This window comes from Paracidovorax oryzae ATCC 19882 (assembly GCF_000687165.1).
GTDB lineage: Bacteria > Pseudomonadota > Gammaproteobacteria > Burkholderiales > Burkholderiaceae_C > Paracidovorax > Paracidovorax oryzae.
In genome coordinates, this window is sequence record NZ_JMKU01000018.1 from 73223 (window position 1) to 90879 (window position 17657).

Here is a 17657-nt window from a genome sequence, read left to right on the forward strand (position 1 = left end):
CGAAGTGGGCTCGACCGTGAGGGCGCCGCGGAGCCGATAATGGCGTCCCATGGAAACCAAGTGGCTCGAGGACTTTGTCAGCCTCGCGGAGACACGCAGCTTCAGCCGGTCGGCGCAGCTGCGGCACGTAACCCAGCCCGCATTCTCGCGGCGCATCCAGGCCCTGGAGGCCTGGGCAGGAACCGATCTGGTGGATCGCAGTTCCTACCCCACCCGGCTCACTCCGGCGGGCAAGACCCTGTACGAGGAAGCGCTGGACATGCTGCAGTCGCTGCAGAACACCCGCGCCATGCTGAGGGCGCACACCAGCGCCGACAAGGACATGGTCGAGTTCGCGGTGCCCCACACCCTGGCCTTCACCTTCTTCCCGGCCTGGCTCTCCGGGCTGCGCGACCGGTTCGGGCCGGTGAAGAGCCGGCTGATCGCCTTGAACGTGCACGACGCGGTGCTGCGCCTGGTGGAAGGGGGCTGCGACCTGCTGATCGCCTACCACCATCCCTCGCAGCCGCTGCAGCTGGATTCCGACCGGTACGAGATGCTCACGCTGGGGCAGGAGATCCTCTCGCCGTATGCCCGGGCGGACGCCGAGGGCCGGCCGCTCTACGCGCTGCCCGGCGAGCCGGGCCATCCGCTGCCCTACCTGGGCTATGCGCCCGGGGCCTACCTGGGCCGGGTGACGGAGCTCATACTCAAGCAATCCGGCATTCCCATCCACCTGGACCGCGTGTACGAGACCGACATGGCCGAAGGCCTGAAGGCCATGGCGCTGGAAGGGCACGGCGTGGCCTTCCTGCCGCACAGCGCGGTCAAGAAGGAACTGCGCTCGCGCCGGCTGGCGAGCGCGGTGCGCGAGGGCGTGCCGGACATGCAGATGTCGATGGAAGTGCGGGCCTACCGGCAGAAGTCCTCGGGCAAGGAGCGAGCCAAGGGAACGGTGGAGTCCCTCTGGGCCTATCTGCAGGCCCATGGCACCGACAAGCCGCTGTAGCATGCGGCGACTTGGTTATGTCTTGATTGCATGATGTAATCCCGCAATCGGCATTGGAAAGCGGTGGGGACAGGACTTACAGTCCCGACCGGCTCCAGGCTGCAGTTACTGAACTGCAGTCAAAAGAGATGCCCGGCTGGCGCGGTTTTTGCGTCGGTTCGTATTCCATGCCGAGACAAACCATGAATCCTGTTCGCCCGTGGCGCACCCTCCTGGGGGTGGCCTCACTCTGCTGTGCCGTGACCTCCCATGCGGGAGTCCTGGAGCGCATCGCTTCGGGTGGCAAGCTGGTGGTGGCCTACCGCGACGCGGCTTCTCCCTTCGCCTTCAAGGATGCTGCAGGGCGCCCCACGGGATATGCCGTGGAACTGTGCCAGCGCATTGCGGATGCCGTGCGCCGCAAGACCGGCCGCAAGGACATGGAGATCGCTTACGTCCCGGTCGACCTCGGTAACCGGATGGAAGCCATCACGCAGGGGCGGGCCGACCTCGAGTGCGGCTCCACCACGAACAACGCCGAGCGCCGGCAGATCGTCGCGTTCACCATTCCCCACTTCATCACGGGCACCCGCCTGCTGGTCAAGGCATCGAGCCCGCTCGACCGCATCGAGGACATGGGCGGCCACAAGCTGGTCTCGACCCGCGGCACGACCGCGCTGCGGGCCGTGCAGCAACTCAACCGCGAGCGTGCCCTGCAGATCAACGTGATCGAGGCGCCGGACGACCAGCGGGCCGTGGACATGGTGGAAAAGGGCGAGGCCGACGCCTTCGCGATGGACGACGTCCTGCTCTACGCGTTCGCCGCGGGCCGCCCGGACCCGAAGTCGCTGAAGGTGGTCGGCAAGTTCGTAACTGCCGAAGCGCTGGCGATCATGCTGCCCAAGGGCGATCCGGAGTTCAAGAAGGTGGTGGACGACGAGATGCGCCGGCTCATCACCAGCCGCGAGATCCATCCCATCTACGACAAGTGGTTCCTCCAGCCCGTCCCTCCCACGAACCGGGCACTGAACTTGCCTGTCAGCTACCTGCTGCGTGAGTTCTGGAAATACCCTTCGGACCAGGTTCCGTTCTGACGCGTGCCCTACAGGCACGCGTGTTTCCCCCATTCGGGATATTCCCTGCAACGGCGAATGCCTTGCATGCGTCTATCTAGAATGCCTCTTCCCTTGTATCCATAAGCTAAGGAGATCGTGATGAAGAAACAATTGTTGGCAGTTGCAGTGATGGCGCTCGCCGCGGGCGGCGCGTTCGCCCAGTCGAACGACACGCTGGCCAAGATCAAGGCCTCCGGCACCATCACCGAAGGCGTGCGCGAGTCTTCCGGTCTCTCCTACACCCTGGGCGACGGCAAGTACACCGGCTTCCATTACGACGTGTGCGCACGCGTGATCTCCGATGTGCAGAAGCAGCTCGGCCTGGCCAAGCTGGAAACCAAATACCAGCCCGTGACCTCGCAGAACCGCATCCCGCTGGTGCAGAACGGCACGGTGGACATCGAGTGCGGCTCGACCACCAACAACCAGGCGCGCCAGAAGGACGTGGCCTTCGCCGTCACCACCTACGTCGAAGAAGTGCGCATCGCCGTCAAGGCCAACTCGGGCATTTCCGGCATCAAGGACCTGAACGGCAAGACCATCGCCACCACGACCGGCACCACCTCGGTGCAGACCCTGCGCAAGAACAAGCGCGCCGACGGCCTGACGTTCAAGGAAGTGTTCGGCAAGGACCACTCCGACAGCTTCCTGCTGCTGGAGTCGGGCCGTGCTGACGCCTTCATCATGGACGGCTCCATCCTGGCCTCCAACATCGCCAAGTCCAAGGCCCCCAACGACTTCAAGATCGTCGGCGAAACGCTGAGCGTGGAACCCATCGCGATCATGATCCGCAAGGACGATCCCGCCTTCAAGAAGGCCGTGGACGACAGCCTGAAGGGCATGATGAAGTCGGGCGAGATGGCCAAGCTCTACGACAAGTGGTTCATGCAGCCCATCCCGCCGAACAACGTGAAGATCGGCCTGCCGGCGAGCGACGCCACCAAGGCCGCATGGGCGAACCCCAACGACAAGCCCATGGAAGAGTACACGCTGAAGGATTGATGCGTACGGACGTGTCCGGCCCCGCAAACGCCCACCTTGCCGGTGGGCGTTTGTTTGTCGCCCCGCAAGGGTGGGCGGACCGTCCCAGGATTTCAGGACGTAAGACGATTTGAGAAGGAATTCCCATGGGATCGAATTGGGATTGGCAGGTATTCCTGCAGGACCCGGGGGGCGAATACCCGACCTACCTCCAGTGGATGCTCTCGGCCTGGGGCTGGACCGTGTCGGTGGCCCTGCTGGCGCTGGTGATCGCGCTGGTCGCGGGGTCGGTCATCGGGACGATCCGCACGCTGCCGGACAACAAGTTTCTGGTCGGCTTCGGCAATGCATGGGTGGAGCTGTTCCGCAACATCCCGCTGCTGGTGCAGATCTTCCTGTGGTACCACGTGGTGCCCGCCATCTTTCCGGTGATGAAGAGCGTTTCCGGCTTCATCCTCGTGGTGCTGGCGCTGGGGTTCTTCACATCCGCACGGATCGCCGAGCAGGTGCGCTCGGGCATCCAGGCCCTGCCGCGCGGCCAGCGCTACGCGGGCATGGCGCTGGGCTTCACCACGGTGCAGTACTACCGCTACGTGCTGCTGCCCATGGCATTCCGCATCATCATTCCGCCGCTCACCAGCGAGACGATGAACATCTTCAAGAACTCGTCGGTGGCCTTCGCGGTGTCGGTGACCGAACTGACCATGTTCGCCATGCAGGCGCAGGAGGAAACCTCGCGCGGCATCGAAATCTACCTGGCGGTGACGGGCCTGTACGTGATCTCGGCTTTCGCCATCAACCGCATCATGGCCTTCATCGAAAAGCGTGCGCGTGTCCCGGGCTTCATCGTCGCGGGCGGGACGGGGGGAGGCCACTGACATGATGAATCTCGACTTTTCCTTCTACAGCTGGGACATCATCAGCAAGTTCGTCCTCAAGGGCTTCTATTTCAGCATCGTGCTGACCGTGGTGGCCACGATCGGCGGCGTGCTGTTCGGGACGCTGCTGGCGCTGATGCGGCTGTCGGGCAAGAAATGGCTCGACGTGCCGGCCACCATCTACGTCAACGGCATGCGCAGCATCCCGCTGGTGATGGTGATCCTGTGGTTCTTCCTGCTGGTGCCGTTCCTCGTGGGCCGGCCCATCGGGGCCGAGATGTCGGCCGTGATCACGTTCATCGCCTTCGAGGCCGCGTACTTCAGCGAGATCATGCGGGCCGGCATCCAGTCCATCCCCCGCGGCCAGGTGTTCGCGGGTCAGGCGCTGGGCATGACCTACGGGCAGAACATGAAGCTCGTGATCCTGCCGCAGGCGTTCCGCAACATGCTGCCGGTGCTGCTGACCCAGACCATCATCCTGTTCCAGGATACGTCGCTCGTGTATGCCATCGGCGCCTATGACATGCTCAAGGGCTTCGAGACCGCGGGCAAGAACTACGGTCGCCCGATCGAGGCCTACCTGCTGGCCGCGGTCGTGTACTTCATCATGTGCTTCGCGCTCTCGTCGGCGGTGAAGCGCCTGCACCGCAAGATCGCCATCATCCGCTGACCCCATGCGGCAAGTGAGTGAGGAATAAAGCAAATGATTGAACTCAAGAACGTTTCCAAGTGGTACGGCAGCTTCCAGGTGCTGAACGACTGCTCCACTACCATCCGCAAGGGCGAGGTGGTGGTCGTGTGCGGCCCGTCGGGCTCGGGCAAATCCACGCTGATCAAGACCATCAACGCACTGGAGCCCATCCAGAAGGGCGAGATCTACGTCAACGGCGTGGCCATCCACGACCCGAAGACCAACCTGCCCAAGCTGCGCAGCCAGGTCGGCATGGTGTTCCAGCACTTCGAGTTGTTCCCGCACCTGTCGGTGACGGAGAACCTCACGATCGCGCAGATCAAGGTGCTCGGCCGCCGCGCCGACGAGGCGAAGCAGCGAGGCCTCAAGATGCTGGACCGCGTGGGCCTGTCGGCGCACAAGGACAAGTTCCCGGGCCAGCTGTCCGGCGGCCAGCAGCAGCGCGTGGCGATCGCGCGCGCGCTGTCGATGGACCCCATCGTGATGCTCTTCGACGAGCCCACCTCGGCCCTCGACCCGGAAATGGTCGGCGAGGTGCTGGACGTGATGGTGAGCCTGGCCAACGAAGGCATGACCATGATGTGCGTGACCCATGAAATGGGCTTCGCGCGCAAGGTCGGCCACCGCGTGATCTTCATGGACGTGGGCGGCAAGATCCTGGAGGACTGCACGAAGGAGGATTTCTTCGGCAATCCCGACGCGCGGCAGCCCCGCACGAAGGACTTCCTCAACAAGATCCTTCAGCATTGATGCGTGCGCGGCGAAGGCCGCGCTGCGCACAGCGTGCGGGGAGGTATTCCTGCCCGCGGCCCAAGGCGCCCTCCGGGCGCCTTTTTGCTTTGGTGGGGCCTGCGGGGGTGATCGCCCGGGCCCGGGCGCGGCGAACTGCCCTGCTTGCCCGCTGACGCCGGCCACGGGATGATGGTGCTCCTGGAGTGCCTCCTGCCGATCCCCATCCCGTTCCTGCCCACGACCCCCGGCCCCCGGCCATGACGCCCCGAGATCCATCGTCCTCCGATGCCCCCGCCCCTCCTGTCGGCGGGGCTGCCGATGGCGTCGCAGCCACCGGTCAGGTGGTGTTCTGGCACCGCGACGCTCCACCCCAGCCGGCCTTCGGCGCGCCCTGCAATGGCTGCGGGTTGTGCTGCCTCGCGGAGCCGTGCCCGCTGGGCATGGTGGTTTCACGCCGCCGCAGCGGGCCTTGCGCGGCATTGCGCTGGATCCCGGCCGATATTCCGGGCAGCCCCGGCCGCTATGTCTGCGGCATGGTGGCGGACCCGGCCGCCGTCACCGGCTGGCGCCGTGCCTGGGCGCTGCGCTGGATGGCCCGGCTGGCGCGGCGGTGGATCGCGGCCGGGCAGGGATGCGACGCTTTGCCGCTGGACGTGGCCCCCGTGCCGGCATATCGGCCGGAACGCGACCTTTGACCCGGCCTGGGCGTGCTCCGGGGCATCGAGGGCAGGCCGCCGCATGACGCGCGGGTGACAGTGCGTCAGGGTTTGCGGTGTTGGCGCGGCGGGCGGGGCGCGCTGCAATGTCCTGATCCATCTTTCTTTCCGTTTTTCTTGAGGAGTTTCCGTACATGCAGCGACGTCGTTGGATCCAGTGGGGTGCCGCAGCCGCCCTCGCGCCCGCCCTGTCGGCACGGGCCCAGGGCTTTCCCGCACGCCCCGTCAAGCTGGTCGTCGCCTTCCCCGCGGGCGGCCCCACCGACATCACGATGCGTGTGCTTGCGGAGAACGCGTCCAAGGTGCTGGGCCAGCCGGTCATCATCGACAACAAGCCCGGTGCGGGGGGCACGCTGCCCGCCCAGATGCTGCAGTCCTCGCCGGCCGATGGCTACACGGTCGCGCAGATCCCGCTCGGGGTCTTCCGCATGCCCTACACCACCAAGATCAACTGGGACCCCGTCAAGGACATCAGCTATGTGATCAACGTGACGGGCTATGCGTTCGGCGTGGTCGTACCGGCCGATTCCCCCTTCAAGACCTGGGCGGATTTCGTGGCCTATGCCAAGGCGAATCCCGGCAAGCTCAGCTACGGCTCCACCGGTGCGCTGACGAGCCCGCACCTGACCATGGAGCGGGTGGCACAGCAACTGGGCCTGCAACTGCTGCACGTGCCCTACAAGGGCAGCGCGGACCTCATGCAGGGCATCCTGGGCGGGCAGCTCATGGCCGCGGCGGACTCCACGGGCTTCGCGCCGCAGGTGGAGGCCGGCAAGCTGCGGGTGCTGAACACCTGGGGTGCGGAGCGGCTGGCCAAGTTCCCGGATGCGCCCACGCTGAAGGAACTGGGCATCGACATCGTGCAGAACTCCCCCTTCGGCATCGGCGCTCCGAAGGGAACACCCGCGGACGTGGTCCGCCGGCTGCACGATGCCTTCAAGGTTGCCATGGACCAGGAGAACTACCGCAGCGCGCTGGCACGCTACGACATGGTGCCCATCTACATGGACACGGCGGCGTACCGCCAGTTCGCGCAGGATACCTACTCGCGGGAGAAGGCCATCATCGAGCGGCTGGGGCTGGCCAAGCCTGCATGATCCGCCGCGACCCCGGTCCGGGCCGGTCGGCAAGTGCTCAGGCGGGCGAGCGGCCGGGTTGCAGGATCGCTCGCGCCACTTCGGCGAAGCCGGCGCCGCGCTCCGCACGCGTGACGTACCGCGGCCGGTGCGCCAGCTGGGGCACGAACCGGGCGATGTTGGCCACGCCCACGCTGTGCGGGAAGGCCTCGAACATCTTCTGGTCGTTGGTGGAGTCGCCCACGTATACCCAGCGGGCGATTTCCTCGTCCAGCGGGCGGCCGAAGAGCTCACGCACGATCCAGCGTGCGCCCGCGAGCTTGTCGTGGTCGCCGTACCAGCCGTTGATGTGGATGCTGCTCACCGTGGCATGCATGCCTTCGGCGCGCATGCGCTGCACGACGGCGTCGATGGCGGCCTGGGGCAGGTGGGTGAATTCGCTATGGTCGATGGCGATGTCGCACTCCCGCCCCGCGGAGTCCGTGGCGCGATGGGCGCCGGGCACTTCGCCCTCGATCCGCTCCAGCACCTGCTGCATGCGCGCGTATTGCACAGCGCGCGTGGCCGCATCCTGCTGGTAGAGCTTGCGCAGCACCGGCGCACCCGGATCGCCTGCCGGCACCATCGCCACCGCTCCGTTCTCTGCCACGATCGCATGGACCGGCCAGGAAAGGGCGAAGGGCTCGCTCCAGCCTGCAGGGCGACCGGTGACCGGAATGACCGCGAGCCCGGCATCCCGCAGTGCCTGCAGCGCATCCAGCGCGTCGGCGGTGATGGCGCCGTCGGTGGTCAGTGTGTCGTCGATGTCGGTGAAGACGCCGAGCAGGTCGCCGGGGGGCTGCCAGAGGGACAGGGGCAGAAGGTCTGCAGCAGCAGGGGCGGGCACGTCGAAGGAGGACATCTGCAGGGCACCCTCCGCGGGCGCCGGGCCCACGGAAGACACGCGTATCACGGAGCCTCCGGGCGGCGGGCCATGCCCGGATCGAACTCGTCGGACAGTTGTGGGCTCAGTGGTTCCGTCGGCACGCTGCTCACGTCGTGGTGCAGGAAGGCCACCAGGAACTGGATGCCCACCATGACGGGAAGCGCGGCCAGCATGACGGTGCCGCTGGTGGCCGGCTGGTCTCCCATGGCACTGTGGATCCATTGCCGCGCGCCGAAGATGCTGCCCCAGGCCAGCAGCAGCAGGCCGAAGATGCTGTAGATCGATCCCGCGTTGAAGTCGCGCACGAAATAGCTGTAGCCATAGCGGCGCAGGAAGCGGGAGGCGTGCTTCTTCAGGAATTCCGGCAGCACCTTGCCGATCTTCAGGTTGGATTCCTCGTCTGCATACACGGAGTCCATCGGCACGTCGCGCACGACGGCACGCAGGGTGTTGAGGCGGAACAGCATGTCCGTCTCGAAGAAGTAGCGCCGCTCGAGCTTGTCGAGCGGCAATTCGCGGAGCACGCTGGTGTGCACGGCGGTGTACCCGTTGGTCGGGTCCATGAGGGTCCAGTACCCGCAGCTCAGCTTGGTCATGAACGACAGCACGGCGTTGCCGAAGAGTCGCACCGGAGGCATGCCGCGCACCGATTCCGGCCGGAAGAAGCGGTTGCCCTTGGTGTAGTCGGCACGGCCCGCCAGGATCGGGCGCACGAAGTGCGGCAACAGTGCAGGATCCATCTGCCCATCGCCGTCGATCTTCACCACGATGTCCATGCCGTCGGCGATCGCCTGGTGGTAGGCCGTCACGACCGCTCCGCCGACGCCGCGGTTCTCCGGATTGAAGAGCACCCGTACGCGGGGGTCGGTGCAGTTCGCCTCGATGAATGCGCCGCTGCCGTCAGGACATGCATCGTCCACTGCATAGATGCGCTCCACGGATGCCGGTATCGCGCTGATCACCCCCAGCACATGCTGGGTGACCTTGTAGCAGGGAATCGCCACTGCGATGGACATCGTGCTGCGGGTCGGCATCATGCCCCGGCCCTCCCGGCCACGGCGATGCCCACGAGAATCAGCGCGCCGCCGATGAAGGTCTGCAGGTGCAGCGGCTCGCCCAGGAAAAGCCAGCCCATGGTCGGAACGATGAGGAAGGCAAGGCCCATGAAGGGATAGGCCAGATGCAAAGGCGCGCTGCGCAGCACCCAGATCCAGAGCAGCGTCGTGAGGCCGTACAGCGCCAGGGCCACGATGAGCCAGCCGTTGAACAGCCAATCCGTGATCGCGGGTTGCGGCGGCAGCAGCATAGCGGCCTTCTTGAACAGAAGTTGTCCGACGGAGATGCCGAGGACGCACAGAAGCGTCAGGGAGGTCAGTAACAGCGACATAGAAAGGTGGAGTGGAAGGAAGAAGCCCGCACGAGGCGGTCGTTCGGGCGCTTCAATGCGCTGCGCGGCCCCTGCCGCGGTGGGCCAGCAATATGGGCAGGAGCGGCATGGCGATCATGAAGAACGGGAGCAGGTACCGGTATTCGCCCGCAATGGAGAAGATGAAAATGGCCCCCAGTTGCACGACCATGGGGGTCGCTGCCAGGAGCAGGGCGGCATCCCGCTGCCTCGCCCCTTTGAGGAATGCGCAGAACACCAGGAAAATGCCCAGGAAGGGCGTCCAGAGGAGCCAGCGATATTCGAAGCTGAACTCGAAGATCCTGTCTGCGATCTTCTCTGCGCCGGTCCACTGGAAGAGCCGGTAGGTCGATTGGGTGTTCAACTGGCGCAGGATGACTTCTGCATATTTCGGCCCCGGGAAGCCGCCCATGGCGAAGGCGGAAACGAAGAAGATGTTCACCCGGCTGCCCAGGAACTTCGGCATGTTGTGCCACAGGTTGTATTTGAAGAACTGCTTCACGACCGCTTTGCTGTCCGCTTTCGTCAGGCTCGAGACCCTGGGGCCTTTGGGAAAGAATTGGAGCGGATCCCAGTAGTCCGGGTCGTAGTGGCTCAGATAGACGTCCAGGGAGTTGTACTTCTTCAGCAGTTCGACCGTTTCCGGCATGACCCTCGGCTGCGCAGTCCAGAGGTTCATCGGGCGGGGCTGCAGGAAGTTGACGGTCTCGTAGATGGCCAGCGGGTAGAGCACGCCATGGCCTTTGCTCTTGTGCGCCTGCGATGCTGCCACCAGCAATCCGCACCACACGATCAGTATGGCGCCGAGCCAGCGGCGGCCGGCCTTGTCCACCATCAAGGCCAGCAGGGCCACCGGCAGCAGGAAGATGATGCCGTTCGGCCTGGCGAATGCAGCGAACGGCAGGGTCAGCGCGATCATCGCCACGGAAGCGCGGCTCAGGCCGCGGCGCCGGGCGCTCAGCCATATTTCAAAGATCAGTCCTGCCACGGCGACGGAGTAGATGCCGTCCGGGTACAGCGTTTCGATGAAATAGACGGTGTGCGGGGCCAGCGCGATGAACAAGAGCAGGAAGATCGTCGTCTTCCGGAAGCCCTGCGTCCAGGACCACGCGAGAATGCGCGAGAAGACCACCGCGCAGATCATCATGAGCACCGCGATCGGCACTTCCACCCTGTGGGCGGGCTCATAGAAGATCTTGACGAAGTAGTACCAGAAGACGGGTTTGCCGGACCGGTTCGTGACCGGATCCTGGACTTCCAGCAAGACTCCCAGGCTGTCTTCCCCCAGGACCCCGGGCCAGAACACCAGCAGCCACAGGACATACACGGACGTCAATATGGCCAGGCAGACCACGAACGCGCTCCAGTCTGAGTTCGAGCGCCGGTCGGACGTCGAGCCGTCGGTCGCGCCCCTGGCGAGCGGCATGGTGTATGTGTTAGGCATTGGTCTGCAGTGCAAGTCCCGCGTGTTCACGCAGCGGATGGAAATGGATCTTCGGGAACCGTTCCTGTGCCAGCCGGACGTCGTAGGGACTGGTGCACAGGTAGGCCAGCGTGTCGGCCGCATCGTGGGCCATGCGCATCGGGTAGGCGTCCGTGAAGGCCCGCAATTCCGCCGGCGTGTCCGCAGTGATCCAGCGCGCGCCCGTGTACTGGCAGTTTTCCAGGCGCACGTCGCAGTCGTACTCGGTCTTGAGGCGGTGCTGCACCACCTCGAACTGCAACTGGCCGACGGCGCCCAGCAGCATGTTGCCCCCGGCATCGGGCTTGAAGACCTGGATGGCACCTTCCTCGCCCAGCTGGGCCAGGCCCTGCTGCAGCTGCTTGGTGCGCAGCGGGTTCTTCAGCACCACCGTCATGAACATCTCGGGCGCGAAGAAGGGCAGGCCGGTGAACTGCAGGCTGGCGCCATCGGTGATGGTGTCGCCCAGCTGCACGCCGCCGTGCGTCGTGAAGCCGATGATGTCGCCTGCATAGGCCTCTTCCACGGCCTCGCGCCGCTGGCTCATGAAGGTCACCACGCTGGTCGGGCGCAATTCCTTGGCGGTGCGCTGCACCTTGAGCTTCATGCCCGGGGTGTACCTGCCGGACGCCACGCGCACGAAGGCGATGCGGTCGCGGTGGTTGGCGTCCATGTTGGCCTGCACCTTGAACACCACGCCGGAAAAGCTCTGCTCCTCGGGCATCACCGTTTTCTCGACGGGTTGCCTGTTGACCACGAGGTTGCTGGTGCGCGGACGCGGGGCGGGCGCGAGGTCCACGAGGGCATCGAGCACTTCCATCACGCCGAAATTGTTCACGCCGGAGCCGAAGAACACGGGCGTCTGCTTGCCGGCGAGGAAGGCCTCGTGGTCCCAGGCCGGGGACGCGCCCACGGCCAGCTCCATGCTTTCGATCGCCTCGTCGAAAGTGGAGCCGAAGCGCGCGCGCAGGGTGTCCGCGTCGCTGAGCGGAATGGTCTCGAAATCCTGCGGCCGGCGCTCGCTGCCGGACTCGAACACCGTCATGGCCTGCGTGCGCAGGTTGATGATGCCGCCGAAGCTCTTGCCCTGTCCCACCGGCCAGGTCATGGGGACGCATGGCATGCCGAGTTCGCGTTCGACCTCGTCGAGGATGTCCAGGGGCTCGCGCACCTCGCGGTCCATCTTGTTGACGAAGGTGATGATGGGCGTGTCGCGCTGCCGGCAGACCTCGATCAGCCGCCGTGTCTGCGATTCCACGCCGTTCGCCGCGTCGATCACCATGAGCGCGGAATCCACGGCGGTGAGCACGCGGTAGGTGTCTTCCGAGAAGTCCTTGTGGCCAGGCGTGTCCAGCAGGTTCACCACATGGTCGCGGTAGGCCATCTGCATGACCGACGAGGCCACCGAGATGCCGCGCTGCTTCTCGATTTCCATCCAGTCCGACGTGGCGTGGCGGCTCGCCTTGCGGCCTTTCACGGCACCCGCGATCTGGATCGCGCCCGAGAAAAGCAGCAGCTTTTCCGTGAGCGTGGTCTTGCCCGCGTCAGGGTGGGAAATGATGGCGAACGTGCGGCGGCGCCGAGTTTCGGAAGCGTAGGACACAGTGTTTCTGGTGAAGGCGCGGCGCGGCGTAGGGTCGAAGTACGGGCGCTGCGGCTGTGCGCCAATGCACCGCCGCAAGGGGAAAGCAGCCGGGGGAAGTGGCGATATTCTAGCGGTGGCCCTGGGCCGGGTCGCGCCCGCCATGCCGGGCTGCCGCCGCGCCGCCGGCCCCTTCAGGCGGGATCCGGGAGCCGTGCTCCCATCCGTGGAGAAAATCGCTTGAAGCGCAGGGCGGGCGATTCCACCCAATGCCATGAAGCGTATCCGGCCACGACCGCCAGGGCGATCGACAGCAGCAGGCTGGGAATGAAAGGCATGTCCGGGAAGACGGCATACACCGATTGCTGCACCGGGCATCCGTAAAGATAGATGCCATATGACGGATCGCCGCCGCGCTGCAGGAAAGCCAGGGAGGGTACGTTCAACGAGCCCAGGAAAATCAGCAGCGGCGGCAGCAGCAGCAGGCCGGCCGAATGCTCCAGGTGCAGGCCGAAGAAGAGCAGCGCGGCCAGGGGCCCAAGCACGAGGAGGAGCCGCCCGGCGCAGGCATGGAATTCCTGGCGGAAAACGGCGATGAGCGCGCCGTAGGTGAAATAGGCCGGATATTCGAACCAGTGCCGCATCTCGCCGGTCAGGTCCGCGTTGCGGGCCGTGAGAAAGAAGGCGATGTAGGCCAGGCCCGCAACGCATGCGATCGCACGCGACCTGAATACACCCAGCAACCCCGCGCCTGCCAGCACGAGGTAGCACAGGCTTTCCATCGGGATGGTCCACAAGGGGCCGTTCATCAGATGCTTGAGCGGATTGTTTTCAAAGACGCCGGGCAGGTTGGGGTAGTCCTTGATCAGCAGCAGGTTGCGGAAATAGCCGAGCGTTTCGGGATGGACGAGGAAATCCGCAACAGGCAGCGAGGTGAAGGCGACACCGAAGAGGAACACGTTGCTGAGCACCGCGACCAGCACCCCGGGCCAGATCCGCAGGAATCGCTTGAAGAGAAACGGCGCGACCTGCGGTTGCCGCAGCCAGCTCTGGGTGACCAGGTAGCCGCTGATCGTGAAGAAGGTCATCACCGCCACCCCTCCCACCATGTTGGAGTGCAGCCAGGACGGGGGGGCCGTGCGCGTGATGTGGAAGTGATGGCTGAAGATCACGGCGCTCGCCGCGGCGATGCGCAGCAGATCGAACAGGTTGCTCCTGTGCGGTGTGGACATGGGCGCTGGTTCCTTTGTCGGCCCTTTCCGGGGCATATCGTTGGCGATGGGCGAGCGGCGAGCCGCTCGGGCCCGATCTCCTTATAATCACGGTCTTCCGAGGAGCGTTGCAGCGTCCTTCATCCCGGTGCCCGGGTACTGCAGGGACGCGAGGCTCGGATCATCATTTTGCAACGACGCTCGCCCACGCTTTTGTGCGGTGAGTGATCCATTCCCCCTGCATTGCGTGGTTCCACCTTCTTCACCGGAGAAAAACCATGAGCGCAGTTCTCAAGCCCCAGGCCGACCTGGCCATCGCCGACATTTCCCTGGCCGACTGGGGCCGCAAGGAAATCAAGATCGCCGAGACCGAGATGCCCGGCCTGATGGCCATCCGCGAGGAATTCGCGGCGGCGCAGCCCCTGAAGGGCGCACGCATCACCGGCTCGCTGCACATGACCATCCAGACGGCCGTGCTGATCGAGACGCTGAAGGCCCTGGGCGCCGACGTGCGCTGGGCCTCCTGCAACATCTTCTCCACGCAGGACCACGCCGCTGCCGCCATCGCCGCGGGCGGCACGCCGGTGTTCGCCATCAAGGGCGAATCGCTGGAAGACTACTGGGACTACACCCACCGCATCTTCGACTTCGGCGCCAAGGGCACCCCGGGCGAAGGCCCGAACATGATCCTGGACGACGGCGGCGACGCCACGCTGCTGATGCACCTGGGCCAGCGCGCCGAGAAGGACGCATCGCTGGTCGCCGGCAACGGCGCCAGCGAGGAAGAGCGTATCCTGTTCGCGGCCATCCGCAAGAAGCTGGCGGAAGACCCGACCTGGTACACCCGCAAGTCGGCCGAGATCATCGGCGTGACGGAGGAAACGACGACCGGCGTGCACCGCCTGAACGAGATGTCCGCCAAGGGCACGCTGCTGTTCCGCGCGATCAACGTGAACGACTCGGTCACCAAGTCGAAGTTCGACAACCTCTACGGCTGCCGCGAATCGCTGGTGGACGGCATCAAGCGCGCCACCGACGTGATGATCGCCGGCAAGGTGGCCCTGGTGGCCGGCTACGGCGACGTGGGCAAGGGCTGCGCCCAGGCCCTGGCCGCCCTGCGCGCCCAGGTGTGGGTGACCGAGATCGATCCGATCAACGCCCTGCAGGCCGCGATGGAAGGCTACAAGGTCGTGACCATGGAATACGCCGCCGACAAGGCCGACATTTTCGTGACCACCACCGGCAACAAGGACGTGATCCGCCACGAGCACATGGTGGCCATGAAGAACGAGTCCATCGTCTGCAACATCGGCCACTTCGACAATGAAATCGACGTCGCCTCGATCGAGAAGTACCAGTGGGAGGAAGTGAAGCCCCAGGTGGACCACGTGATCTTCCCGGATGGCAAGCGCATCACCCTGCTGGCCAAGGGCCGCCTGGTGAACCTGGGCTGCGCCACGGGCCACCCCAGCTTCGTGATGTCGTCCTCCTTCGCCAACCAGACCATCGCGCAGATCGAACTGTTCACCAAGCCCGACGCCTACCAGGCGGGCAAGGTGTACGTGCTGCCCAAGGTGCTGGACGAGAAGGTCGCGCGCCTGCACCTGAAGAAGGTCGGCGCCCAGCTCACCGAGCTGACCGACGCGCAGGCTGCCTACATCGGCGTGAAGAAGGAAGGCCCGTACAAGGCCGATACGTATCGGTATTGACATCCCCCTGAGGCGCTGCGCGCCTTCCCCCTTCTCTCGCCCCGCTGCGCGTGGCGGGACGGGGGACGACGCCAGTGGCCCGGCGGAGCCGGTTCCACGGCGTCTGCTGGCCTGGGGGCGGGCGAGTGCCCTGGCGAATGGCAGGTGCCGAGGACTGTTCGGGCTGTCCGTGACGGACTGCCGGTTGAGCGCGGCAAGTAGCGTTCGTCCGGCGAATTTTGTCGCGGATATCCCGGGCGGTATGACGTGCCGTGCGGCGATGTCGCTGGCACGGTTCTCTCAGCTGCCTGTAATGGATTGAATGTGGCGGGCCGCGTGTGCGGCCCGCCCTGTTGGAGAGGAAGGCGCTGATGCGCGCGGATGTGTTTTTGGTGGAGCACGGCCATGCGGCCACGCGGTCGCAGGCCCAGCGGTTGATCGCGGCCGGCGTGCAGTGGCGGCTGGCGGCGAGCCTGCCGTGGACGAAGGTCGCGAAGAACGGTGACGACATTCCGGCGATCGCCGAGGTCGAGTTGCTGGATGGCGCGGAGGCGCGGTATCTGTCGCGTGGCGGCCTGAAGCTGGAGGGTGCGCTGCGCACCACCGGCCTGCAGGTGGCCGGGCTGCGCTGCCTCGATGTGGGGCAGAGCACGGGCGGCTTCACCGACTGCCTGCTGCAGCATGGTGCGGCGCAGGTGATCGGCGTGGACGTGGGCCATGGCCAGTTGCACGAGCGGTTGCGGGACGACCCGCGCGTGGTGGGCGTGGAGGGGCTGAATGCCCGTTCCGTGACCGCCGAGTCGCTGCGGGATGCGTGCGAGGAAGCCCTGTCCGAGCGCGTGGAGCGCGATCCGGAAGACAACGAAACCCAGCCCGAGGCGCCTTATGCCTGGATGCGCAACGGCGGCCAGGTGGACGACGGGTACGACGACAGCGACGATGCCAAGGAGCACGAGGTGGAGGCCTTCAAGGCCGAGCGCGAAGCCAGGGCGCGCGCGCGTGCCGAGGGTGCGCTGCCCACCGAGCTGCGCCGCCTTGCGGGGCGCGAGGACGTGGACATCACGCCTGAATTCGACCTCGTCACCGGCGATGTGTCCTTCATCTCGCTCACGCTGATCCTGCCGGCGGTGGTGCCGCTGCTGAAGGCGGGCGGCGAGTTGCTGATGCTGGTCAAGCCGCAGTTCGAGCTGCAGCCGGGGCAGGTGGGCAAGGGCGGCATCGTGCGCGACCCGGCCCTGTATGCCCAGGTGGAGCAGCGCCTGCGCGACTGCTGCGCCGCGCTGGGCCTGGACGTGGCCGGCTGGCACGACAGCCCGATCGACGGCGGTGACGGCAACCGCGAATTCTTCATCCACGCAAGGAGGAAGGCATGAGCCTTTCCACGCACAAGGCGGCCCTTCCGGTCAGCTTCGAGTTCTTCCCTCCCAAGACGCCCGAGGGCGCGGACAAGCTGCGCGCCGTGCGCCAGCAACTCTATGCCCGCCGTCCCGAGTTCTGCTCCGTCACCTACGGCGCGGGAGGATCCACCCAGGAAGGCACCTTCGGCACCGTGCGCGAGATCCTGTCCGAAGGCGTGCAGGCGGCCTCGCATTTCTCGTGCATCGGAGCCACCCGCGAGGGCGTGCGCGCGCAACTCGCGCAGCTCAAGGCCATGGGCGTGTCCCGGCTGGTGGCGCTGCGCGGTGACCTGCCCAGCGGCTACGGCGCCGGCGGGGAGTTCCATTACGCCAGCGACCTCGTGGCCTTCATCCGCGCCGAGGCGGGCGATGATTTCCACATCGAGGTGGCTGCCTATCCGGAAGTCCACCCGCAGGCCCGCTCCCCCGAGGCCGACCTGCAGGCCTTCGCCACCAAGGTGCGCGCCGGGGCGCATTCGGCCATCACGCAGTACTTCTTCAATGCCGACGCCTACTGGCGCTTCGTGGACGACGTGCGCGCCCTGGGGCTCGACGTGCCGGTGGTGCCGGGCATCATGCCCATCATGGGTTCGACCCAGCTCATGCGCTTTTCCGATGCGTGCGGCGCGGAAATCCCGCGCTGGATCCGGCTGCGGCTGCAGGGCTTCGGCGATGACTCGGCCAGCATCCGCGCCTTCGGGCTCGACGTGGTGACCTCGCTGTGCGAGCGCCTGCGCGCGAGCGGGGTGCCCTCGCTGCACTTCTACACCATGAACCAGAGCGCCGCGACGCTGGAGATCTGCCGGCGGCTGGGCCTTTGATCCCCCCGAA

17 protein-coding genes and 1 riboswitch are annotated in these 17657 nt (G+C 65.8%); of the genes, 11 read left to right on the plus strand and 6 right to left on the minus strand.

Translation table 11 applies throughout. The features are described from left to right. Positions 1 to 49: 49 nt before the first annotated feature. From T336_RS0114950 to T336_RS0114985, 8 genes are all read left to right on the plus strand, one after another. The gene (locus T336_RS0114950; RefSeq protein ID WP_019702834.1) at positions 50 to 988 is read left to right on the plus strand and encodes a LysR substrate-binding domain-containing protein; all 939 of its coding nucleotides are present in this window, start codon (positions 50 to 52) and stop codon (positions 986 to 988) included. Between the two features lie 182 nt (positions 989 to 1170). After that, complete coding sequence (locus T336_RS0114955; protein WP_019702833.1) at positions 1171 to 2061, plus strand: amino acid ABC transporter substrate-binding protein; 891 nt, start codon at positions 1171 to 1173, stop codon at positions 2059 to 2061. Positions 2062 to 2181: 120 nt separating this feature from the next. Continuing rightward, entirely contained in the window at positions 2182 to 3084 is a 903-nt protein-coding gene (locus tag T336_RS0114960; protein ID WP_026433165.1) for an amino acid ABC transporter substrate-binding protein, read from the plus strand. Positions 3085 to 3209: 125 nt separating this feature from the next. After that, the gene (locus T336_RS0114965) at positions 3210 to 3941 is read left to right on the plus strand and encodes an amino acid ABC transporter permease (protein ID WP_019702831.1); all 732 of its coding nucleotides are present in this window, start codon (positions 3210 to 3212) and stop codon (positions 3939 to 3941) included. A gap of 1 nt (position 3942) precedes the next feature. Further along, on the plus strand, positions 3943 to 4611 hold the full coding sequence (locus tag T336_RS0114970) for an amino acid ABC transporter permease (RefSeq protein ID WP_013596350.1): 669 nt from the start codon (positions 3943 to 3945) through the stop codon (positions 4609 to 4611). Between the two features lie 33 nt (positions 4612 to 4644). Further along, a complete protein-coding gene (locus T336_RS0114975) occupies positions 4645 to 5382 on the plus strand; it encodes an amino acid ABC transporter ATP-binding protein (protein WP_013596349.1) in 738 nt (245 codons plus the stop codon). A 239-nt stretch (positions 5383 to 5621) separates the two neighbouring features. Then, the gene (locus tag T336_RS25230; protein ID WP_317135410.1) at positions 5622 to 6059 is read left to right on the plus strand and encodes a hypothetical protein; all 438 of its coding nucleotides are present in this window, start codon (positions 5622 to 5624) and stop codon (positions 6057 to 6059) included. 155 nt (positions 6060 to 6214) lie between these two features. Continuing rightward, complete coding sequence (locus T336_RS0114985; RefSeq protein WP_019702830.1) at positions 6215 to 7177, plus strand: tripartite tricarboxylate transporter substrate binding protein; 963 nt, start codon at positions 6215 to 6217, stop codon at positions 7175 to 7177. A 37-nt stretch (positions 7178 to 7214) separates the two neighbouring features. Here the strand turns inward: T336_RS0114985 and T336_RS0114990 are convergent, their stop codons facing one another. From T336_RS0114990 to T336_RS0115015, 6 genes are all read right to left on the minus strand, one after another. Then, positions 7215 to 8057 carry an HAD-IIB family hydrolase gene (locus tag T336_RS0114990; protein ID WP_051647234.1) on the minus strand — a complete coding sequence of 281 codons (843 nt, stop codon included), beginning with the start codon at positions 8055 to 8057 and terminating at the stop codon, positions 7215 to 7217. A 47-nt stretch (positions 8058 to 8104) separates the two neighbouring features. Further along, positions 8105 to 9118, minus strand: a complete 1014-nt coding sequence (locus T336_RS0114995) for a glycosyltransferase family 2 protein (protein ID WP_019702828.1) — start codon at positions 9116 to 9118, stop codon at positions 8105 to 8107. Beyond that, positions 9115 to 9468, minus strand: coding sequence for a DMT family transporter (locus T336_RS0115000; protein WP_013596344.1), 354 nt, complete (start codon positions 9466 to 9468; stop codon positions 9115 to 9117). The genes T336_RS0114995 and T336_RS0115000 overlap by 4 nt, the downstream gene beginning before the upstream one ends. 52 nt (positions 9469 to 9520) lie before the next feature. After that, positions 9521 to 10912 carry a hypothetical protein gene (locus tag T336_RS0115005; protein WP_026433167.1) on the minus strand — a complete coding sequence of 464 codons (1392 nt, stop codon included), beginning with the start codon at positions 10910 to 10912 and terminating at the stop codon, positions 9521 to 9523. 10 nt (positions 10913 to 10922) lie between these two features. Further along, a complete protein-coding gene (locus T336_RS0115010) occupies positions 10923 to 12551 on the minus strand; it encodes a peptide chain release factor 3 (RefSeq protein ID WP_026433168.1) in 1629 nt (542 codons plus the stop codon). A gap of 173 nt (positions 12552 to 12724) precedes the next feature. Then, positions 12725 to 13798: an acyltransferase family protein gene (locus T336_RS0115015; RefSeq protein WP_244883958.1), complete on the minus strand. Its 1074-nt coding sequence runs from the start codon at positions 13796 to 13798 to the stop codon at positions 12725 to 12727. 57 nt (positions 13799 to 13855) lie between these two features. Next, positions 13856 to 13951: riboswitch (S-adenosyl-L-homocysteine riboswitch) on the plus strand. Positions 13952 to 14019: 68 nt separating this feature from the next. Between T336_RS0115015 and ahcY the strand changes: the two genes are divergently transcribed. The 3 genes from ahcY (at position 14020) to metF (ending at position 17647) form a co-directional block, all read left to right on the plus strand. Further along, positions 14020 to 15450, plus strand: a complete 1431-nt coding sequence (ahcY, locus tag T336_RS0115020; RefSeq protein ID WP_026433170.1) for an adenosylhomocysteinase — start codon at positions 14020 to 14022, stop codon at positions 15448 to 15450. A 350-nt stretch (positions 15451 to 15800) separates the two neighbouring features. Continuing rightward, positions 15801 to 16802, plus strand: coding sequence for a TlyA family RNA methyltransferase (locus T336_RS0115025; RefSeq protein WP_026433171.1), 1002 nt, complete (start codon positions 15801 to 15803; stop codon positions 16800 to 16802). Continuing rightward, complete coding sequence (gene metF / locus T336_RS0115030; RefSeq protein ID WP_026433172.1) at positions 16799 to 17647, plus strand: methylenetetrahydrofolate reductase [NAD(P)H]; 849 nt, start codon at positions 16799 to 16801, stop codon at positions 17645 to 17647. Before T336_RS0115025 ends, metF begins: the two co-directional genes overlap by 4 nt. Positions 17648 to 17657 lie beyond the last annotated feature (10 nt).